Source organism: Pseudomonas brassicacearum (assembly GCF_003732175.1).
GTDB lineage: Bacteria > Pseudomonadota > Gammaproteobacteria > Pseudomonadales > Pseudomonadaceae > Aquipseudomonas > Aquipseudomonas brassicacearum_G.
The window spans coordinates 190464-211793 of record NZ_MOBI01000023.1 but is presented as its reverse complement, the minus strand read 5'-3'; the positions used below and the strand labels follow the sequence as shown (position 1 = coordinate 211793).

At 57.8% G+C, this 21330-nt stretch carries 21 protein-coding genes; 8 read left to right on the top strand and 13 right to left on the bottom strand.

Annotated features, from left to right (window positions below; translation table 11 throughout):
- Positions 1–89: 89 nt before the first annotated feature.
- Together BK658_RS22805 and BK658_RS22800 are read right to left on the bottom strand one after the other, a co-directional pair.
- Positions 90–1442, bottom strand: a complete 1353-nt coding sequence (locus BK658_RS22805) for a GntP family permease (protein WP_123584279.1) — start codon at positions 1440–1442, stop codon at positions 90–92.
- Between the two features lie 83 nt (positions 1443–1525).
- Positions 1526–2059, bottom strand: a complete 534-nt coding sequence (locus BK658_RS22800; protein ID WP_123584278.1) for a gluconokinase — start codon at positions 2057–2059, stop codon at positions 1526–1528.
- Positions 2060–2274: 215 nt separating this feature from the next.
- Between BK658_RS22800 and gntR the strand changes: the two genes are divergently transcribed.
- From gntR to BK658_RS22785, 3 genes are all read left to right on the top strand, one after another.
- The gene (gene gntR, locus BK658_RS22795) at positions 2275–3306 is read left to right on the top strand and encodes an HTH-type transcriptional regulator GntR (protein WP_123584277.1); all 1032 of its coding nucleotides are present in this window, start codon (positions 2275–2277) and stop codon (positions 3304–3306) included.
- Positions 3307–3476: 170 nt separating this feature from the next.
- Complete coding sequence (locus BK658_RS22790; RefSeq protein WP_221178616.1) at positions 3477–4139, top strand: hypothetical protein; 663 nt, start codon at positions 3477–3479, stop codon at positions 4137–4139.
- A 328-nt stretch (positions 4140–4467) separates the two neighbouring features.
- A complete protein-coding gene (locus BK658_RS22785; protein WP_123584276.1) occupies positions 4468–6369 on the top strand; it encodes an IucA/IucC family protein in 1902 nt (633 codons plus the stop codon).
- A 49-nt stretch (positions 6370–6418) separates the two neighbouring features.
- On the opposite strand, the gene BK658_RS22780 is transcribed toward BK658_RS22785, so the two are convergent.
- Positions 6419–7297, bottom strand: a complete 879-nt coding sequence (locus BK658_RS22780) for a LysR family transcriptional regulator (protein ID WP_123584275.1) — start codon at positions 7295–7297, stop codon at positions 6419–6421.
- Positions 7298–7396: 99 nt separating this feature from the next.
- Between BK658_RS22780 and gstA the strand changes: the two genes are divergently transcribed.
- Positions 7397–8005 (top strand): glutathione transferase GstA, encoded by a 609-nt coding sequence (gene gstA, locus BK658_RS22775; RefSeq protein ID WP_123584274.1) that lies wholly within the window; start codon positions 7397–7399, stop codon positions 8003–8005.
- 64 nt (positions 8006–8069) lie between these two features.
- On the opposite strand, the gene BK658_RS22770 is transcribed toward gstA, so the two are convergent.
- The 4 genes from BK658_RS22770 to BK658_RS22755 form a co-directional block, all read right to left on the bottom strand.
- Positions 8070–9083, bottom strand: coding sequence for an ABC transporter substrate-binding protein (locus BK658_RS22770; RefSeq protein ID WP_123584273.1), 1014 nt, complete (start codon positions 9081–9083; stop codon positions 8070–8072).
- On the bottom strand, positions 9080–9622 hold the full coding sequence (locus BK658_RS22765) for a sigma-70 family RNA polymerase sigma factor (RefSeq protein ID WP_123584272.1): 543 nt from the start codon (positions 9620–9622) through the stop codon (positions 9080–9082). The genes BK658_RS22770 and BK658_RS22765 overlap by 4 nt, the downstream gene beginning before the upstream one ends.
- Positions 9623–9775: 153 nt before the next feature.
- A complete protein-coding gene (locus BK658_RS22760; RefSeq protein ID WP_123584271.1) occupies positions 9776–10567 on the bottom strand; it encodes a phosphate/phosphite/phosphonate ABC transporter substrate-binding protein in 792 nt (263 codons plus the stop codon).
- 8 nt (positions 10568–10575) lie between these two features.
- A complete protein-coding gene (locus BK658_RS22755) occupies positions 10576–11517 on the bottom strand; it encodes a fatty acid desaturase (protein WP_123584270.1) in 942 nt (313 codons plus the stop codon).
- A 374-nt stretch (positions 11518–11891) separates the two neighbouring features.
- Between BK658_RS22755 and BK658_RS22750 the strand changes: the two genes are divergently transcribed.
- Positions 11892–12314 carry a GNAT family N-acetyltransferase gene (locus BK658_RS22750; RefSeq protein ID WP_123584269.1) on the top strand — a complete coding sequence of 141 codons (423 nt, stop codon included), beginning with the start codon at positions 11892–11894 and terminating at the stop codon, positions 12312–12314.
- A 14-nt stretch (positions 12315–12328) separates the two neighbouring features.
- Here BK658_RS22750 and def read toward each other — a convergent pair whose 3' ends face one another.
- The 3 genes from def to BK658_RS22735 form a co-directional block, all read right to left on the bottom strand.
- Positions 12329–12868: a peptide deformylase gene (gene def, locus BK658_RS22745; RefSeq protein ID WP_123584268.1), complete on the bottom strand. Its 540-nt coding sequence runs from the start codon at positions 12866–12868 to the stop codon at positions 12329–12331.
- A 2-nt stretch (positions 12869–12870) separates the two neighbouring features.
- Positions 12871–13815 (bottom strand): YihY/virulence factor BrkB family protein, encoded by a 945-nt coding sequence (locus BK658_RS22740; RefSeq protein WP_123584267.1) that lies wholly within the window; start codon positions 13813–13815, stop codon positions 12871–12873.
- A 178-nt stretch (positions 13816–13993) separates the two neighbouring features.
- A complete protein-coding gene (locus tag BK658_RS22735; RefSeq protein WP_123584266.1) occupies positions 13994–14185 on the bottom strand; it encodes a CsbD family protein in 192 nt (63 codons plus the stop codon).
- Between the two features lie 198 nt (positions 14186–14383).
- Between BK658_RS22735 and BK658_RS22730 the strand changes: the two genes are divergently transcribed.
- Positions 14384–14761 (top strand): hypothetical protein, encoded by a 378-nt coding sequence (locus BK658_RS22730; RefSeq protein WP_054593671.1) that lies wholly within the window; start codon positions 14384–14386, stop codon positions 14759–14761.
- A gap of 151 nt (positions 14762–14912) precedes the next feature.
- On the opposite strand, the gene fadD1 is transcribed toward BK658_RS22730, so the two are convergent.
- Complete coding sequence (gene fadD1, locus BK658_RS22725) at positions 14913–16613, bottom strand: long-chain-fatty-acid--CoA ligase FadD1 (RefSeq protein ID WP_123584265.1); 1701 nt, start codon at positions 16611–16613, stop codon at positions 14913–14915.
- Positions 16614–16984: 371 nt separating this feature from the next.
- Positions 16985–18673 carry a long-chain-fatty-acid--CoA ligase FadD2 gene (gene fadD2 / locus BK658_RS22720; RefSeq protein ID WP_123584264.1) on the bottom strand — a complete coding sequence of 563 codons (1689 nt, stop codon included), beginning with the start codon at positions 18671–18673 and terminating at the stop codon, positions 16985–16987.
- A 494-nt stretch (positions 18674–19167) separates the two neighbouring features.
- Here fadD2 and BK658_RS22715 point away from each other — a divergent pair, with 494 nt between their 5' ends.
- Together BK658_RS22715 and BK658_RS22710 are read left to right on the top strand one after the other, a co-directional pair.
- Positions 19168–20112: an alpha/beta hydrolase gene (locus BK658_RS22715; protein ID WP_123584263.1), complete on the top strand. Its 945-nt coding sequence runs from the start codon at positions 19168–19170 to the stop codon at positions 20110–20112.
- A 42-nt stretch (positions 20113–20154) separates the two neighbouring features.
- Positions 20155–20625 (top strand): MaoC family dehydratase, encoded by a 471-nt coding sequence (locus tag BK658_RS22710; protein ID WP_071553717.1) that lies wholly within the window; start codon positions 20155–20157, stop codon positions 20623–20625.
- Between the two features lie 94 nt (positions 20626–20719).
- Here the strand turns inward: BK658_RS22710 and BK658_RS22705 are convergent, their stop codons facing one another.
- Complete coding sequence (locus BK658_RS22705) at positions 20720–21187, bottom strand: ferritin-like domain-containing protein (RefSeq protein WP_123584262.1); 468 nt, start codon at positions 21185–21187, stop codon at positions 20720–20722.
- Between the last annotated feature and the right edge of the window lie 143 nt (positions 21188–21330).

Below are 21330 nucleotides of genomic sequence, written 5' to 3'. Positions count from 1 at the left end.
GAAAGCCGCGACAAGGACTCAGCATCCTCTCGCGGCTCTGGTGACGCTGTAAGTCCAGCACCCGCACAAGGCGCAGGCACCGCAATAAATCAAACCACCAACGACAACAACATAATGAAGCCCAGCGCAACGACCGACAGGATGGTTTCCATCGCCGTCCAGGTCTTGAAGGTTTCGGCCACGGTCATGTTGAAGTACTGCTTGACCAGCCAGAAGCCTGCGTCGTTGACGTGCGACAGGATCAACGAGCCCGCGCCGGTGGCCAGCACCAGCAACTCGCGGTTCACGCCCGGAATCATCCCCACCACCGGCACCACAATGCCCGCACCGGTAATGGTCGCCACAGTCGCGGAACCAGTCGCCACGCGGATCACCGCAGCGACCAGCCAGGCCAGCAGGATCGGCGAAATCTGCGCGCTCACCGCCATGTGGCCGATCACGTCACCTACACCACTGGTGACCAGCATCTGCTTGAATCCACCGCCGGCACCGATGATCAGAATGATCGCCGCGGTTGGCGCCAGGCTGGCGTCGAGCAGTTTCAGAATCTGTTTGGAACCGATGCCCTGACGATGCCCAAAGGTGTACAGCGACAGCAGCAACGCCAGCAGCAACGCCGAGATCGGGTGACCGATCATGTCCATCCAGGTGCGGAAGAAATGCCCGTCCGGCAGCGCGATGTCGGCAAAGGTTTTCAGCAGCATCAGGAACACCGGCAACAGCACGGTGATCAGCGTGATGCTGAAGCTCGGCAAGGTGCTGGAGTGCGGCTCGCGAGCCAGTTGATCCACCAGTTCCTGGTTAGGATGGCCGGGGATGTACTTTGAAATGAACGTGCCGTAGATCGGACCGGCAATAATCGCGGTCGGCAGGGCAACGATCAGACCGTAGAGAATGGTTTTACCGATGTCTGCACCGAACACCCCGATGGCCAGCAATGGACCCGGGTGCGGCGGAACCAGACCGTGCACGGCGGACAGACCGGCCAGCAGCGGGATACCGATCTTGATGATTGAAATCCCGGTACGGCGAGCAACGATGAACACCAGCGGGATCAGCAGTACAAAGCCGATTTCGAAGAACAACGGGATACCGACCAGGAAGGCCGCAAACATCATGGCCCATTGCACGCGCTCTTTGCCGAACGCGCGAATCAGGGTCTGGGCGATCTGATCCGCCCCACCCGACTCGGCCATCATTTTGCCAAGCATGGTGCCCAACGCAAGGATGATCCCGACAAACCCGAGTACCCCACCGAAACCGTCCTGGAACGCCTTGATGATGGTGCCAATCGGCATGCCCGAGGTCAGCCCGAGAAAAGCTGCGGCGATGATTAATGCAATGAAGGGATGAAGCTTGAACTTGGTGATCAGGACGATTAATCCAATCACGGTGATCACTGCATCAAGCAGCAAAAACGACTCGTGGGACATGCCAAACATGGGGGGGTATCTCCTGTTTGTTGTTGTTATTGAAGCGGGTTATTCAGAAGCCGTCAGGACAGCGCTATCTCTTGCAACAACACTCAGCCGGCGAGTTTCAAACCATGCCTGAGCCACCAGGCGTGGGCCTGCCGGGCGAGTTCATCGACGTTGTGCTTCGAGGCATCGAGCGCCAGGGTCAGTGGCTCGCCAACGGGGGATTCAAGGGTCGCGAACTGGCTGGCGATCAAGGTCGAAGGCATGAAATGCCCAGGACGATGAGCCACGCGATCGGCGGCGACTTCAGGGGTCAACTCGAGGAATACAAAACCCAGGCCCGGCAAGGCGCTGCGCAAGCGTTCACGGTAACTGTGCTTGAGCGCCGAGCAGGTCAACACCGGGCGTGCGCCCGAGGCATCGACGCGACGCAACTCCTCGCACAGGCTGTCGAGCCAGCCGGCACGGTCGTCGTCGTTCAGGGGAATACCCGCGCTCATCTTTTCGATATTGGCGGCAGGGTGAAAGGTATCGCCCTCAATGCCGGTGGCGCCGCTGAGCAGGCACAGGGCCTCGCTGACGCTGGACTTGCCGCAGCCGGCCACGCCCATGATGACCAGGGCGGTGATTGGTTGACTCATGTAACACCTCAGCGCGCAGACAGCGCTACCTTTGCTACGTGAAACTCTAGTGCAAAAGCAGGTATTGCCGACGCCTTCTTGTCATTTTTATGGGTTGCAGCACGTTCTTTCCCAACGCCAAAAAACAGGGATCAGGCAAACCCTGCTCAAGCATTTGCAGCCGCATCGAGACAGCGCTACCTTAGTGCCTTGAATTTTGTTTGGCAAGCTGCCCGATGACCTCCACTAAAAACGATAAAAATACTCGCACCACCGGCCGCCCTACCCTCAACGAAGTCGCCCGCCTGGCAGGCGTGAGCCCAATCACTGCGTCCAGGGCCTTGCGCGGGATCAGCACCGTCGCCACCGAGCTGGTGGAAAAGGTCCAGCAGGCCGCGCTCGAACTGAACTACGTGGTCAACCCCGCTGCCCGCGCACTGGCTTCGGCCCAGAGCCATTCGGTGGTGGTATTGGTGCCGTCGCTGTCGAACTTGCTGTTCATCGAAACCCTTGAAGCCATCCATCAGGTGCTGCGTCCCAAAGGCTTCGAAGTGCTGATCGGCAACTATCACTATTCTCGTGATGAAGAAGAAAACCTGCTGCGCAACTACATGGCCTATCAGCCAAGAGGGTTGCTGCTGACCGGTTTCGATCGCACCGAAAGCGCCCGCCGGATGATCGAGACCAGCAATATCCCCTGCGTCTATATGATGGACCTGGACCCGGGCGCCGGCCTGAACTGCGTCGGCTTCTCGCAATTGAGTGCCGGCCAAACCGCCGCACAACACTTGATTTCACGTGGGCGTCGGCATCTGGCCTACATCGGCGCACAACTCGACCAACGCACCTTGCTGCGCGGCGAAGGCTTCCGGCGTGCATTGCAGCAAGCCGGCCTGTACGACCCGGACCTTGAGTTGCTGACACCGCGTCCCTCTTCGGTGGGCCTTGGCGGCGAATTATTCCTGCAGATGATGGCCAGCCACCCGCAGGTCGACGCGATTTTCTTCGGCAACGACGACCTGGCCCAGGGCGCCCTGCTCGAAGCCATGCGCCACGGGATCAAGATTCCCGAACAAGTCGCCGTCCTTGGCTTCAACGACCTGCCGGCCTCGGCGCACATGGTGCCGCGCCTGAGTAGCATCAGCACCCCGCGTGAAGCCATCGGCCGGCGCGCTGCCGAGCACATGCTGACCTTGATGGCCGGAAACTCGGTGGCCAATCCGGTGCTGGACATGGGTTTCGAGTTGAAGGTTCGCGAGAGTACCTGACACAAGTAAAACAACATCCACTTAAAATACACCTTACAACTGGCAAAACCTTGCGCCTGCGAAAACACTGAAAATCCGTTAAGTTAAACTAAGGTGACGGCAGTTCGAACCTGATACTGCTGTCAGCTTACGTTGGGCATGATGCCCTTTGACTATCACGGAAGAACACCATGAAACCACGCCCAAAACATCTGAAAGCCGCGCTAGCCTGTAGCGCGCTATTATTTTGTACAATCACTCAATCCTTCGCCGATCAAATACCTGTCAACTTATGGAGAGTGCCATCAGCCGTTGTAAAAGAGGGCAGTTACCACAGTGTAATTGTTGACCGCGGCGAACTGAGAAAAGCGATCGCCAGCAGTAACGGCAATTACCTATTCTCCGAAGTCGGAGCAGGCATCCAATCGTTGGTGCTGATTGGCACATCCACTCAACTGGTCGAGTACCTGCTCAACAATAAACATCGCCTAATCGAAAACAGGATAGATGAATTACCCGAGATCCATATCGGCATTTCCCCTTACATTCCTCAGGATCGCTTTGCAGGATTGTTCCCGATAGGCGATTCGATCACCGAAGTTGTTACTCAACTAACAAACTTTATTCCTGGTGGCGGGGCCTGGAGAGACATCGCCAGCATTCCCGGTACGTTGTGGGGACTCAAGGCGGGAATTGACAAACTGAGCGAGTCACAGAAGCAGGCAGGCACCTTGCTCTATATAAAACTCAGCTATCTCCCGGAAGACAAAATGACCCTGCTGGGGCGAAAAACAATCAGTTTCGATCAAATACTGAACGCATTGCAGGCCCAGTACCTGAAAGAAAGGCCTTGAGAACAGAGGCTCCCGACTTAGACGGGAGCCTCTGTTTCACGCGGGTACTGACGTGGTGCGGTTCATCAACTCGACGAACGCCAGCGCACCTTTACTCCAACGGCTGGCGTTTGCCGGCCTCGGCGTTGCCCGATGCGGCCTGAGTGCACTCTTGGTTAAAACCTCGCCTGGCAACATGCGAAATGCTTGTGTATACGGCTCTCGGACCTTCCCGCCATCACCATAGGATGCGTCCCACACATTTAACGGAAATGCTTGCCATCGATTTTTTTACGCTTGCCGTAGCCTGTTTGGAGCTGCTTTTAACCGCCCCAAGGAGTCTTACGTCATGCACACGGACCCGCAAAAACAGCAAGGGTTACTCTCGCGCTGGAGCGAAGCCCTGGCGACCGAGGCGTTCATGTCTCGCCGGATAAGCCTCGGCCATCTGGCCGATTCGCTCGAACTCAGTGCCCGCTCAAGCTTTCAGCGCTTGTTGCAGGCGCTGCTGCGCGAAGGCCTGCTAAATCAAAAAAGCCTGCAAGCCGAAGGCTCGGTGCATTGGCTTACGCTGCTCGATGGTGCCCGGTTGTGTTTCGAAGGGCTTATCCCGGCGCGGATGAACAGCTGGGACATACAGGGCGACATCACGCTGCATCGCTCTGAATGCCCAGCACAAAAACTGCAGTTTCCTTCACAGTTGCTAAACCTGCTCTGCACGCAACTTGAGCCTTTACCGTCGCCCGAAGTGCTCGTTCGCCTGGCCGAAGAGCTTGATGACAGCTTCTGCAACGCCACCTTGTGCCAGGCCTTTCACCATGGCTGGAGCCGGCAACTGCGTGAACAGTTCGAGCTTGCCGATGACGATAATCTGCTGTCCTGGCTCAAGAGCAACTCCTCCCACCCGAACCCGACATCGGTGCTTGAACAGTGGGGCACGCTGGGTCATCCCTGGCACCCGAACTACAAGACCAAGCTTGGCTTGGGCACCACTGAGGTCATTGCGTTATCACCGGAATTCGAAGCCTGCGTGCCAGTCGTCCTGTGCGCCTTGCATCGGCAATGGGCTCACGTCGAATCGTTGATCGGACCTGAGCATTACCGCGGCTGGTGGCAAGGGCATTTCCCGCTCGCGGCCGAACAATTGATCCAGCACCTTCTAACCCAAGGTCTCGACCCGGATGACTACCTGCCCATCCCCGTCCATCCGTGGCAAGCCGCAGAGGAACTACCGCGCTCGTTTGCTCGCGAAATTGCCGACCGCGTGCTGGTCGTGACCACCATCATTGCGTTCAACGGTCAGCCGACCATGTCGTTTCGCACCCTGGCGCCCAATGCAAACCGCTGTTCACCGATGGTCAAACTTCCTGTGGCGCTACGACTGACCAGCGTGCAGCGCACCCTTTCGCCACGCTCTGCGCGCATGGGGCCAAGGGTTAGCGGATTGTTGCTGCAAATACTCAAGCAGGAGCCGCAGATTCGAGCCGTATTGAACATCGTGCCGGAACGTATCGGCGTGCATTACGCGCCGCAACCGGCGGATGATGAACGCTCCCGACATCTGTCGGTGCTTTACCGGGACAACCCGTCGCGCTTGTTGCAGCCGGGCGAGATGGCCGTGCCCGTTGGCAGCCTGTTCGCCCTGGATGAACACGGACAACCGTTGCTGCGCCAGTGGGTCAGATTGTCCCAACGAGGCGACGGCAGACCAGAATTGCTGCGTTTTTTCCGTGACTATCTATCGATCGCCGTTCCCGGATTGCTCGGTCTGTACCTGATCTACGGGGTCGCCTTCGAGGCGCACCAACAGAACAGCTTCATGGTCATGAATGCCGAGGGACAGTTAAGCCGACTGATGGTACGTGACTTCGGCGACATTCGGATTCACCGCCAGACTTTGCACCGGCAAGGCCTCGACCTTCAGTTGCATGACCCGCAGATGACGCTGTATGACGATGCTGACTTCGTGCGCGATAAACTCTTGCACACCACCTTCATGTGCCATCTTGGTGAACTGGCTCTGCTCTGCGCCCGGCATTGGAAGATGCCGGAAGATGCGCTTTGGAATGAGTTGGCCATTCAGGTCAGCGACTGCTTTGAGCACCTGCGCAAACGGGTCGAGCCACAGCGCTGGGCAATCGAGCGTCTGGCCTTGCTGAAACAGGACTGGCCAGCCAAATCTTTCATGCGTATGCGCTTGCTCGACAGTGCGCTCGATATCGTGGGTCGTCTGAGCAACCCGCTTCGCTAGCCCTGCGCACGAAGACAAGTTGAAGTGGGCGCAAGCTTTTTACCGATGGTCACAGCGCTGCAGGATGGAGCAGCGCCAGCAGCGCCTGCACCGCCGCAGAGGGTTCCCTGAGCGGTGTGGCGACCAGCGCAAACTCTCGATGAACAGGCACCGCCAACGGCAGTACGCGCAACCCTTTGCGATTGGCTGGCAAGGTCATTTCCGGAACCAGCGTCACCCCGACGTTTTCCCGAACCAGCGTGAACGCACTGCCCCACTCGCGAACTTCAACCCGTACATCAAGCAGCCCCAGGCCGGCATCCGCTGCCAGGCTGCGAGCATTGACGCTGCAACCGCCAGTGGCGAGCACGAACGGTTGCTCGACCAGTTCCGCCAGCATCAACCCGTGCTCGTGGGGGCGGCGGGCCAATGGATGTGCAATCGGCAGCACCGCAACCCAGGTATCTCGCCCCAACATTCCGGCGTTGCGTTCAGGTGGAGGATTGAGCACCACGCCCAAATCAACCAGGCCAGCGCCGAGCAACGCTTCGACTTCATTGTCGCTGACCTCCAGCGCCACCACCTGAATGCCGGGATACAGCTGATTGAACTGACGCAACAGCGGCGGCAGAAACGTCGCGAGTACCATCGGAAAACTGGCCAGGCGAATCGTGCCGCGCTGAATGTCCCGCGCTGCTTCGGCGGTGGTCCGGATGGTCTCAAGGGCCTGGAGCATCACCCGCGCCTGTTCGATCACGTGTACTCCGACCGCGGTCGGCAAGGTCTGACGATTTTCCCGAACAAACAGTTGAATACCGAGCACGTCCTCAAGCAAGGCCAGCGCTTGACTGGCCCCCGACTGAGTCATGCCGACACGCTCGGCAGCGCGAGTAATGTTGCCCGTGTCGGCGATAGCCACCAGCATCCGCCAATGCATCAGGTTCATCATGGCAGTAGCTATCCTTATGGCTGATGTCTGAAAGATTAATTTTACGACATGCGCGGGCGACTATGACACTGATCAAAATCCTCACCTGGACCCCTGATCATGAAGTTGTATTTTTCGCCTCAAGCCTGTTCCCTTGCTCCGCACATTGTTCTGCGTGAACTGCAGCTGCCATTCGAGCTGGTCCGCGTCGACAACCGCGCCAAGAAGACCGAAGACGGTGCCGACTTTCTGGAGATCAACCCGAAAGGCTATGTCGCGGCGCTGCAACTGGATAACGGCAATGTGCTGACCGAGGGACCGGCAATCCTGCAATACCTGGCTGATCTTCGCCCGCTTGCCGGCCTTGCACCGACGTGCGGATCCTGGGAAAGAGTGCGTTTGCAGGAGGTCCTGAACTTTATTTCGAGTGAGATTCACGGCGCTCTGGGGCTGCTGTTCAACGTGCAGTTTCCTGATCAGGTGAAAGCGCTCTTCAAGGAGAAACTGTTCAAGCGGTTTGCCGTGCTGACCCAGACACTGGAACAACAGGATTATCTGCTGGGCGAACGCTTCAGCATCGCTGATGCCTATCTGTTCACCGTGCTGCGGTGGACCTCCTTGTTTGATATCGACCTGAAGCAATGGCCGCCGCTGGAGCGTTTTCAGGCGCGGATTGGCTCACGGCCTGCGGTAAGCGAGGCGCTGGCGGCAGAAGTGGTGCACGCCTGAAGATTGTTCACTGGCAAGCCGGCGATGGCGACTTCATGAGCGCCATCACCGGTGAATGGCGCGCCTACAAATTGCTGCTGACTTTCGTCGCGACCTGCGTTGGCACCCAGCCTTGCCACACCTGCGGTTGTTCGCGCAGGAAGGCTTGTGCGACTTCACGCGGTTTTTGGTGTTTTTCGCTCATCTGGCCGAGGGTCTGGTTCAGCAGATCGATCGGTAAATCGACTTTCTCGAAGAACGCCACCAGGTCCGGGTATTGGGCCTTGAATGGTGCCGAGACGCCGATGGCCAGGTTGGCCGGCATCGAGCGTGTACCTTGCGGATGCGGGTTATTGGCGTCGGCCAGGGTTTTCCAGGCCTCGGCGTTGAAGGCCGGCTCGTCGAGTTTCACCAATTTGAAACGCCCCAACAGCGGTGTCGGCGACCAGTAGTAGAAAAGTACTGGTTTGCCACGCCGAATCGACGAACTGACCTCGGCATCCAGCGCCGCACCTGAACCGGTGCGGAAATTGACGAAACTCTCGGTCAACGCATAGGCCTTGAGCTTCTGGCTGTTGACGATCTCCGAGGTCCAGCCGGTCGGGCTGTTGAGGAAGCGGCCACGAGTCGGGTCTTCCGGATCCCGGAACACGTCCTTGTAGCGCGCCAGATCGGCTACCGATTTCAGTTCTGGCGCCAGTGGTTTGATCCCGCGCTCGGGGTCGCCCTTGATCACATATTCCGGCACCCACCAACCTTCGGTGGCGCCTTTGACGGTGTCGCCCAGACCGAACACTTTGCCCTCAGCCTGTGCCTTGACCCAGGCTGGACTACGCCCCGCCCATTCCTCGCCGATGACCTGAATATCATCCTTGGCCAGCGCGGCTTCAAGGCTGACCGTACTGCCCGGCAGCGTGTCAGTCGGGTAGCCATAACCTTTCTCGACGATCAACCGCAGGATCTCGGTGATCAGGCTGCCGCTTTCCCAGGTGATGTCGCCGAAGTGAATGGGTGCGACTTTTTCCGCCGCGGGGGCCTGTGTCGCCACAACGCTGAAGACCAGCAGCGAACTGCCGAGCCAGGTTTTGATTGATCTCATGCGGACCTCAGAGTGGGGGGTGAGAACAATGGTTGATTGGCGCTGCGCTGGCAAAGCGCCTGACAGCGGGTCATGTAGACGCTGACCGAACGCTGGGAGATGCCCAGTTCGGCGGCGATTTGCGGGTAAGTCAGGCCCTCAAGCCGTGACAACAGGAACGTCGCCCTGACCTTGCCCGGCAAGCGGTCAAGCGCCTGATCAAGAACACTCAAGGTCTGCAACTGCTGCGTCAGGTCTTCCGGCGACGGCCCTTGGCAGGGCTGAATGTGCTGCAACTGATCAAGGTGTTCACGCTCGCGGTCCCGTCGGTGCCAGAGACGATAAATCACCCGCTGAGCAAGAGTGGTCAGCAAGGCACGAGGCTGTTGGATCGACGTCAGCTTCGGCGAGTCGAGGAGCTGCGCAAAGGCCTCGGCGGCGACATCTTCGGCGCTGATGCCAGCATCGAGGTAGCCGCGCAAGCGATTGCACAACCAAACATAATGACAGCAGAACAATCCGCCTACGTATTCGCTGTGAGAAAGGTCGGTGCCGGACATGGAGGCTCCAATCGATAGGGTTGCGCTGGATGTCCGGTAGTCCGGTGCAGCGATCCTAGCAAGGAGCCTTATTCTTTAATAATACTTAAAAACTATTTTTATATATTTTTTGGAGATATATATCATCCGCTTGCCCGGTGCTCTTTTCTTTCCTCAACGCAAGCGTCCAAACCCCAGCTCTTCGGCCTCTTTTCGGTAATCGAGGATGATTTGGTAGTCGCTTTCAGTGGCCGGCAACACCTCGTGGAGCCCCAGGATTTCAACCACATCAGGCAGTTCATTCAACGTCTGGTTCATCACCTCGCGAAGGTGCTCGATTTGCCCGTCCGTCAGGCTGGCGACACCGATATACGGCAAGGTCGGGCTGAACGCACTGCGCGCCACCACCCGCAGACCTTCGATCTCCTGCGGCGCATGGCGCGCCAGATAGGCGAAGGTCACGCTGTCGATGGCCGCCAGGTCCGCGCGCCCGTCACGCAGCCAGCGCAGGCTTTCACGGTGACTGCCGCTGACCGCAACGCAGGAAAAAAACTGACCATTGCGTTGCAACGCAGCGATGCGGTGACGCAACAAATTCATCCCGCTGTTGGAGTCCTCGCCATTGATCACCGCTCGGCACCCCAGCAGCGCCGGCAAGGTTCGGCGCGGGTCGTCGGCCCGGGTCAACAGCACGCTGCAATGGTTACCAGCGCTGCTGTCCGGTAGCTCATAACGCGGCCGACCGATCACCCGCACCTGCCCGCGCAACGCTGTCATCAGCGGATAGCCACAGGTCTGGGTGAGCAGCAATTGCGGGGCCAGCCAAAGCTCCATCAACGACAGGCCTTCAGCGTTCAAGCGGGTCGCGCCGAGCCGCTCGACGATACGCGCCAGCCAGTGTTCATTGGCCTGACATATCGGCTCGGGGGCGACGTACATCAGTAATTCTGCAAAACCTGAAATCATGCCGGCTCTCAACTGAAAGGATGCTGCGGACTGTCGACGGGACTGAGCCCGTGCCAACGCAACAGCTCACCATAGCCGCGCACCAGAAACCCGCCACTGCGCGCCTGCCATTGTTCACGTCGTGCGCGATAAACCCGCGGCAAATAGAACCACGGCAACCCCGGCAGATCGTGATGCACCAGGTGCAGATTCAGGTTAAGGAATAACCAGCGCCAAGGCCAGGCAGCCTCGTTGAGCACCGTGCGTTTTTCCGGGTCAGGGTGCGGGCGATGCTCATAGTAAGAACGGATCATCGCGACCGACAGCGCCGGCACGCTGATCAAGAGCAGGTAATGCCAGACGGGAACAACACTGTAATCAGCGATGAAAGTCAGCATCAGCACGGTCAATGCGCCATGGGTCAGCCACATCAACCAGGCCTGGCGATCACCGTGGCGCAAGCGCTGGAACTCTTCCTTGGCCAGCGTCAGCAACGCCAACGGCGCACCGACGGCGAAGCGCCCCAACACGGTTTTGTTCAGCCAGTGCAGGCTGCGCTCGAACACTGAACTGCCCTGCCACTGCTGCGCGCTCACGTAGCGACTTTCCGGATCGCGGCCGGGTAACGTCAGGTCCTCGTCGCGGTGATGCAAAAGGTGGCTGTCGCGGTACAGGGTGTACGGGTACCAGACGGCAAATGGCGCGTAACCAAGGAGTTTGTTCAACGAGGTAAAGCGCGTTGGATGCCCATGCAACAGCTCATGCTGGACCGACATCCACAGCACCACGATCGGTATCAGCAGCAGCGTGCTCAACCACAGTCCCAGCCAGGCACTGGCCAGCAGCACACCAAACCAGGCCGCGTAGACGCCGATCAACAGCAGCCAGGTCGGCCATTCGCTGCGACCGGCAAACGTTCGGCGCAGGGTTTCAATTTCTTCACGCAGGTGTTGATCAAGGTAATAGGACATGGCTCGGCTCAGAACAGGACAAGCCAACAGACAAATGTCGGCCTTATCCCCTTCTGTGCAACGAAGCAGGGAAATCTTGCAGATCGATGGCTGATTTACCTGGAAGTGAACACTTGAAAATGAACGCGGAGCCCGATTGCCGGGCTCCGTCAAAGCGGGCTCAGTGCCCGAACACCCCGACCTTTTTGGCCTTCTTGTCAGCGCGTTTTTCAACGGCTGTCTTGGTCGGTTTCTTTTTCGCCGCTTTCTTCGAATCCATGCCTTTGCTCATGATGCACGCTCCACCAACTGGGAATATGAGATCAGGTATACACCTATCTCGCAGCGTTGGTTCTTTTATAATAGGCGCATTTTTCGCAGTGACCCTCTCGCACATGCTCAACACCCAGTACACCCAGCTTGCCGAGCCACTGTGGCCTTTGCTGAACAAGTTTTACCGCAGTCACCAGTCATCGATGAAAGCGGTTCGCGACGCTCAACTGTGGGTTGGAAAGCGCGACGAGATCATTGCGGGGCTCTGTTTGCGGCCGATGGCGGAGGGGTTTTGGCTGACGGGGTTATTTGTCGACCCGGCCCTTCGGGGACAAGGTATTGCGGGGGCGTTGATGGCCCAGGCGCTGGTGCAGATCAAGGCGCCAGTGTGGTTGTTCTGCCACCCGGACTTGCGCAGTTTTTATGAGTGCAATGGCTTCACTGCGGACCCGTTGTTGCCCTATGCACTGGCTGAGCGGCTGGCTCGCTATAAACGCAGCAAGCCGATGATCGCCATGGGGTTTCAAACTGTGGGAGCAGATTGAGGTGAAGTTTCGGATCAATCATCAGCCGTCGGGTCGAGATCCGGGAACATCACTTCGGTAAACCCGAACTTGCGAAAGTCGGTGATCCGCGACGGGTACAACCGGCCGATCAGGTGATCGCATTCGTGCTGCACCACACGGGCGTGAAACCCCGAAGCAATGCGCACAATTGGCTCGCCCTTGGGATCGAAGCCTTCATAACGAATGTGCTGATAACGCTCGACCGCCCCTCGCAGCCCCGGCACCGACAGGCAACCTTCGAAGCCCTCTTCCAGCGTCGGATCAAGCGGTGTAATCAATGGGTTGATCAAGATCGTCTGCGGTACGGCGTCAGCGTCCGGGTAACGTTCGCTGTGTTCGAAGCCGAAGATCACCAGTTGCAGGTCGACACCAATCTGCGGGGCTGCCAGGCCGACGCCGCCGACACTTTCCATGGTCTGGAACATGTCATCGATCAACTGCCACAGTTCGGGACTGTTGAACATCTCGGCCGGTACCGGCGGAGCGATACGCAGCAGGCGCTCATCGCCCATTTTCAGAATTTCACGGATCATCGTCAGGCTTCGTCAGTGGTTGGGTTGAGCGAGTGATCCCGGCCCAGTCCCGAAACATGGTGTTTTTCGTCGTGTTCGCCGAAGTCCTTGGCGCCAGGATGCTTGCCTTCGCTCGACATGTGATCGATCACCGCATTCATTTCCGCGCCGAGTAACAGCACCGCAGCGGAAATATAGAAGTACAGCAACAGCACGATGATCGCACCGATACTGCCATACATGGCATTGTAGTTGGCGAAGGTTTTGACGTAATAACCAAAGCCCAGCGAAGCGATGATCCAAACAACCACTGCCAGCACCGAACCCGGCGTGATGAAGCGAAACTTCTGTTTCACATCAGGCATCACGTAGTAAATCAACGCGACCGCGACCATCAGCAAAATGACGATCACCGGCCAGCGCAGTATCGTCCACAGCGTGACGATGAACTCTTCCATGCCGATCTGCGACGCAATCCATTCCATCACCTGCGGGCCGAGTACCATCAAGGCCGCAGCGGCCAGCAGCATGCCGGCAACGCCAACAGTATAGAAAATCGACAGCGGGAAGCGCTTCCAGATCGGTCGGCCTTCGACCACATCGTAGGCCGCGTTCATCGCGCTCATCATCAGCCGCACACCCGCCGAGGCGGTCCACAGGGCGATGACGATACCCACCGAGAGCAATCCACCCTTGGATTGCTGGAGTTGGTCGATCACCGGGTTCACTTGTTCCAGCGCTTGCGGCGGCAGCACCAGTTCCGATTGCAGGCGCAGCCAGGAAAAGAAGTCCGGCAGGTGCAGGAAACCGATCAAGGCAATCAGAAACAGAATGAAGGGAAACAGCGAGAACAGCATCTGATAGGCCAGCGCCGAGGCATACGTCGACATCTCGTCATTAATAAACTCGGTGACGGTGCGCATCATCACGCGGTGCAAGGGCAAGCCTTTCAACTCCGGGAACATCATAGCGTCTCCTTTCGCCGCAAAAGGGTTGAAGTCGGGAGCGACTCAGGGGCCGTTTTCTACATCAAAGTAACCTACTTGGCGACTTTGGAACAATTTCGGGGAAATTGAACAATAAAAGTCGACATAAAAATGGCCATCCGTGGATGGCCATCGTAGTGCATTAACGCGGGCTATCGGATCAGGCTTTATCGACGGTTTTCTTGATCGCATCTTTAGCCTTGCCGAGCGCTTGCTGGGCTTCGCCTTTCTTCTCCTGAAGCTTGCCTTCGGCTCGCAGCTTGGGGTTGTCGGTGGCTTTACCTACACCTTGCTTGACGTTGCCGACCGCTTCGTTGGTCATGCCTTTAACTTTATCGCCAGTGCTGCTCATGGTATTTCTCCTGTGAACATTCAAAGGGCAGTGTCATTACGTAGAGTTGACCGGTGGGTGTTGCACAGAGTTTCATTTATTTTCACCACCTCATTTCATCCACACATGCAGGTTGGGCTTTATGTTTGCGGGCTTTCCCCCGAGAATGCGCAACGTATTCAGGCCGTGTAGCTGAAGATCCAATCCCGTAGGAACGTTATGAAACTCGATAAAAAGCAGGCCATTGCCCGCAGAAACCAGGAACTTGGCGGTGCAGTGCTTGGCGTCAACAACTGCCATTTCACCGAATTGAACCGCAACCGCAACATCTGGTGGTTTGATATCCCGGTTGCACGCCTGGCCATTGGTCAGTACGAATGGGTTCACCTGCTGATGTACACACCGGCCACCGACGAACTGCTGCACCTGAAAGTGCCGACGGTGTTCCTGCGCGAGAAGCTCGAAGGCCTGGTGGTGCGCAACGAAGGCAAGCGCAAGGCGGCCCTGAGCCTGGAATTGAGCGCTGACAAGGACTCCTACCTTCAGGACATGCGCCCGGCCGGTACCAACGTCAACTTCGCGCAGTTCCGCCTCTAAAGAGATCGTTCCCACGCGCAGCAAAGGAATGCCGCCCCGGACGCTCCGCGTCCGTAGCTGGGACGCAGAGCGTCCCGGGATGCGTTACCACGCGGAGCGTGGGAACGAGTAGGCAGACAATAAAAAGCCCCGCATCTGCGGGGCTTTGGTCTTATGCGCCGACCTTCTTCAAGCCGAGCTTCTTCAGCTCTTCGTCGCGCAGTTCGCGACGCAGGATCTTGCCGACGTTGGTGGTCGGCAGCGCATCGCGGAACTCGATGGCTTTCGGCACTTTGTAGCCGGTGACGTTGGCACGCATGTGCGTCATCACCTGCTCTTTGGTTAGGGTTACGCCCGGTTTGGCGACGATGAAAATCTTGATCGCCTCGCCCGACTTCTCGTCCGGTACACCAATGGCTGCACATTGCAGCACACCCGGCAAGGTGGCCAGTACGTCTTCGAGCTCGTTCGGGTAGACGTTGAAACCGGAGACCAGAATCATGTCTTTCTTGCGATCGACAATGCGCATATAGCCATCTGGCTGGATCAGCGCGATATCACCGGTCTTCAACCAGCCTTCGCTGTCGAGGATTTCGTCGGTGGCTTCCTGGCGCTGCCAGTAGCCTTTCATCACTTGCGGACCTTTCACACACAGCTCACCGATTTCGCCCAGTGGCTGTTCAACGCCAGCGTCATCGATGACTTTGCACAGGGTCGACGGAACCGGAATGCCGATCGTGCCCACCTGAATGTTCTGGTTTGGATTGACGGTGGCCACCGGGCTGGTTTCGGTCATGCCGTAACCTTCGCAGATGGCGCAACCGGTCACGGCTTTCCAGCGTTCGGCAGCGGCCAGTTGCAAGGCCATGCCTCCGGACAAGGTGATTTTCAGGCTTGAGAAGTCCAGCTTGCGGAATGCTTCGCTGTTGCACAGCGCCACGAACAAAGTGTTCAGGCCGACGAAACCGCTGAATTTCCACTTCGACAGTTCCTTGACCATCGCCGACAGATCGCGCGGGTTACTGATCAGGATGTTGTGGTTGCCAATCAGCATCATCGCCATGCAATGAAAGGTGAAGGCATAGATGTGGTACAGCGGCAACGGCGTGATGAGAATTTCGCAACCTTCATTCAGGTTGGAACCCATCAGCGCCCTGCACTGCATCATGTTCGCCACCAGGTTGCGGTGGGTCAGCATTGCACCCTTGGCCACGCCGGTGGTGCCGCCGGTGTATTGCAGCACGGCAACGTCGCTGCTGGCCGGGTTGGCTTCGGTTACGGGCTGGCCGTGACCTTTGCTCAACACGTCATTGAACTTGACGGCCTTGGGCAGGTGATAGGCCGGGACCATCTTCTTCACGTACTTGATGACGCTGTTGATCAGCAGGCGCTTGAGCGGTGGCAGCAAGTCGGCCACTTCCGTGACGATGACGTGCTTGACGCCCGTCTTGGGCACCACGACCTCGGCCAGGTGCGCCATGTTCGCCAGGCACACCAGCGCCTTGGCGCCGGAATCGTTGAATTGGTGTTCCATTTCCCGCGCGGTGTACAGCGGGTTGGTGTTAACCACGATCAAGCCGGCGCGGATGGCACCAAACACGGCGATCGGGTATTGCAACAGGTTTGGCAGTTGTACGGCAATTCGATCGCCCGGCTGCAAATCGGTATGCTGTTGCAGGTAAGCGGCAAAAGCACCGGACAATTCGTACAGCTCACCGTAGGTGAGTGTCTTGCCGAGGTTACTAAAGGCCGGTTTGTTGGCGAAGCGTTGGCAGGATTGCTTTAACACTGCCTGAATATTCGGATACTCGTCTGGATTGATCTCGGCAGCAATTCCAGCTGGGTACTTATCCTTCCAAAAGTCTTCGATCATGGAAGCCCACTCCTCAGCAACGCGAATTCTTCACCGCATTTTGCGATTATTATTGGTGTGTGTTTTTTATTGGTGTCTTTTTGTTGGTGAATCTGGCCTTTACCTGGGCCGAGAAATCACAAAGCGCGCCGAGAGTAGCAGCTTTGCCAAGGCCCTACTAGAGCCAAAAAAAGCCCTAATGGTCACTTTAATGACTAAAGACCTTCAAATGGTCTATTTTAGAGCAATAATTCTACAGCGCCTTAAACCGCTCTGGAACAGGCATCTCCCCCCCTAAAAGCATCGCGGGCAAGCCCTCTCCCACAGGGGGTCAACGCTGACCTTGTGGGAGCGGGCTTGCCCGCGAATGCGCGAAGCACAGCCTTCAGGTATTAAGCGATATCGCGCAGCTCTCGTCGCAGGATCTTGCCCACTGGTGTCATCGGCAGCGACTCGCGCAGCACGATGTGCTTGGGCACCTTGTAGGCGGTGAAGTTTTCCTTGCAGTAGGCCTTCAGCTCTTCAAGGCTGATCCCCGCTTCACGCGCTACCACGAAGAGCTTCACCGCTTCCCCGGAACGTTCGTCCGGCACACCGATCACCGCGCAGTTGGCGACTTTCGGGTGTGCCATGACCACATCCTCGATTTCGTTCGGGTAAACGTTGAAACCCGAAACGATGATCATGTCTTTCTTGCGATCGACAATCCATACGAACCCGTCCGGGTCGATCACCGCGATGTCGCCGGATTTGAACCAGCCGTCGGCATCCAGCACCTCGGCGGTGGCTTCGGGCTTCTGCCAGTAGCCTTTCATGATCTGCGGACCCTTGATGCACAGCTCGCCGCGCTCGCCCATGGGCTGTTCGACACCGTCATCATTGATGACTTTCAACGTGGTACCCGGCACCGGCAAGCCGACCGTGCCAATACGCGACTTGTCGCCATACGGATTGGTGCAGGCCACTGGCGAGGTTTCGGTCAAGCCGTAGCCTTCGGTGATCCGGCAACCGGTTATCTGCTCCCAGCGTTCGGCGGTGGCCTTGACCAGTGCGGTGCCGCCGGAGTTGGTGAGTTTGAGGCTGGAGAAGTCCAGGGTCTTGAAGTCCGGATGATCCATCAGCGCAACGAATAGCGTGTTGAGCCCCAGCAGCGCCGAGAACCGCCAGTTTTTCAGTTCTTTGATGAAACTGGCGATGTCCCGTGGATTGGTGATCAACACGTTGTGGTTGCCGGTCACCATCATGCACATGCAGTTCGCTGTGAAGGCATAGATGTGGTACAGCGGCAGCGGCGCGATCATCACTTCCTGACCTTCACGCAGCAGCGGTTTGCCATCGCTGCCGAACTGGCCAAGACAGGCGCGGGCCTGCTGCATGTTGGCGACCAGATTGCCGTGGGTCAGCATCGCGCCCTTGGCCAGCCCGGTAGTGCCGCCGGTGTATTGCAGCACGGCGACATCGTCGAGGCTGACGTTCAACGGCTTGATGCTTTGACCGCGGCCCAGACGCAACGCGCTCTTGAAGGAAATCGCCTGCGGCAGGTCGTAGGTCGGGACCATCTTCTTGACCTTGTCGACCACGGTGTTGATCAGCCAGCACTTGGCGGTCGGCATCAGGTCGCCCATCTTCGCTTCGATCAGGTACTGAATCTCGGTGTCGGGCAGTACTTCCTGGACCTTCTGCCCGAACATGTTCAGGTACACCAGCGCCCGGGCACCGGAGTCCTTGAACTGGTGACGCATCTCACGCGCGGTGTACAGCGGGTTGGTGTTGACCACAATCAACCCGGCTCGCAACGCGCCGAACACGGCAATCGGGTAATGCAGGACATTGGGCATCTGCACCGCGATGCGATCACCGGGCAGCAGGTCAGTCTGAGTTTGCAGGTAGCCAGCGAACGCCGCGCTGTAGCGCTCAAGCTCGGCGTAGGTGAGCGTCACACCCATGTTGCTGAACGCCGGACGGTCAGCGAATTTCTTGCAGGAACGCTCGAACACCTCGATCACCGACTTGTAGGCACCCGGTTCGATATCATTGGGTACGCCGGCCGGGCGTTTGTCATTCCAGAAATCAGGTTGCATTGTACTTGTCCTCTTTACCTGAACGAATCCGGGCCGCCTTCTCTGTGACGCTGAAAAGCGGGGCTTCTGGGACCTAGGGTCTGTTGACGTTTGGTGACGACCGCGACGGCGACCCATTTGGCGCAGGGCAAGGCGCGAGGAACGCGGTTTGGTCGTTCCAAATAAGTTCCGAGCAACGCAGCCCTGCGCCAAATGGGTCCCGTCCCTTCGCGTTGCGCGCCAACGTGCGCGAGGCTGCGTTGCAGGATTTGCCAAGGGAACAACCATTAGCGGCATCCCGCGCCTTGCCTCGCACACGTTGGCATCGCAACGCGGTTCGCCACCAAACGTCAACAGACCCTAGCAGCTATGGTGATTCAGGCAAATATACGTACCAGCTTCATTGACAGTGTGAATCTTGCTGCTGAGGGACACCCACATCGCACGCCCTGCGATCGATGAGCTATACAATGCAACGACGCCGCACCTAAACAAAACCGTGCAAAGGAATCGCCATGATCCACGACACTTTCTGGTTGACCGCGAGCGATCACAGTCCACTTTTTGTCAACCAGTGGTTGCCTGAAGGCCCGCTGAAGGCGGTGATTCTGCTGTCCCACGGTATGGCTGAACACAGCGGTCGTTATGCGCGGCTGGCGCAGGTTTTATGTGCCGAGGGTTACGGCGTCTATGCGCTGGACCAGCGCGGCCATGGCAAAACCGCCGAACACGGCGTGCTCGGGCATTTCGCCGATCAGGACGGCTGGTGCAAAGTGGTCGGTGATCTGGCCAGCCTCAATCAGCACATCGGTCAGCACCATCCGGGCGTACCGATCGTGCTGCTCGGTCACAGCATGGGCAGCTACATCGCCCAGGCGTACCTGCTGCACCACAGTGCCAGCCTGCACGCTGCCGTGCTCAGTGGCTCGAACTTCCAGCCCGTCGCGCTCTACCGAGTAGCGCGCCTGATTGCGCGTTTCGAACGCTGGCGCCAGGGACCTACCGGTCGCAGTGCACTGATCGAGTGGTTGTCGTTCGGCTCATTCAACAAGCCTTTCAAACCCCATCGCACTCGGTTCGACTGGCTCAGCCGCGACCCGGACGAAGTCGACAAGTACGTCCACGACCCGCTCTGCGGCTACCGTTGCACCAATCAACTGTGGATCGACCTGCTCGGCGGCTTGCAGCAAATCAGCAAAGCGTCCAATCTCGCGCAGATCGATCCGGGCCTGCCGTTGCTGGTGATCGGCGGTGAATGTGATCCCGTGAGCGAAGGCAAACGTCTCAAGGCTCTGGCCGACGCACTGCGTAGCGCCGGCAACCAGTGCATGCAGCTGAATATCTACCCGCAAGCCCGGCACGAACTGTTTAATGAGAGCAACCGCGATGAAGTGACCGCGGACCTGCTCAAATGGCTGGCTGAGGCATTGAGCCATCGCCGGCCACCCCGAACCGAATAATGTTTGGTTATTACACTTAACTCGTCACAGGATTCAAGACACATGACCCAGGTTACCAATACCCCGTACGAAGCCCTCGAAGTCGGCCAGACCGCCAGCTACAGCAAGACTGTCGAGGAGCGTGACATTCAGCTGTTCGCGGCGATGTCCGGAGACCACAACCCGGTGCACCTGGACGCCGAGTTTGCAGCAGCGAGCATGTTCAAGGAGCGTATCGCCCACGGCATGTTCAGCGGTGCGCTGATCAGCGCCGCCGTCGCCTGCGAGCTGCCTGGGCCGGGGACTATTTATATCGGTCAGCAAATGAGCTTTCAGAAGCCGGTAAAAATCGGCGACACCCTGACCGTACGCCTGGAAATCCTCGAGAAACTGCCGAAATTCCGCGTGCGCATCGCCACTCGGGTATTCAACCAGCGCGATGAGCTGGTCGTGGACGGCGAGGCGGAAATTCTGGCGCCGCGCAAGCAACAGACCGTGACCTTGCCGACGTTGCCCGCTATCAGCATCGGCTGATCGCAAGCCCCCAAAAGATCGCAGCCTGCGGCAGCTCCTACGGATGTATACAAAACCTGTAGGAGCTGCCGAAGGCTGCGATCTTTTGATCTACTTACGAACGGGCACGAGCCTGGTTACGCAAGGCTTTGACCTGATCGTGATTACGTTGCGCACCGTGATACTGACGTTCGACCAGATCACGAATCCCCACCAGATTGTGTTTATTGATCTTCTCCATCGCTGCTTTGTAAGCCTTCAGGGCATGGTCCTCGCCACGCTCGGCTTCATTGAGCACCGTTTCTTCGTCCTTGCCGGTGACCAATGATTTGAGGTCAACCCAACGACGATGCAAATCACCGCTGACGCTGGTTTTGGTCTCGGGATCGCCGCCCATCGAACGCACGGTGCCTTGAAGTTCGGCAACGGCAGCGGCGCAGTCAGCAGCGCGTTTGACAAACAGTGCCTTGAGTTCAGGCTGTTTGATGTCCTGGGCGCAGGTCTTGAAACCTTCCTGACCGTCCTTGCTGGTCTCGATCAGGTCGTTCAGGACTGAAATCGCTTCTTTATTGATGTCGGTCATTTTTCAATTCCTCGTGGGTTGAGAGAGCCACATAAGGTGTTGCATCACGTGTGCCAGCCCTTGAATTGAAGTTTTTACGATAAATTTCAAAACGTTAACTTTTAAGCAAACATTTGTATCCGAGTTATTTGCATGATCTGTCA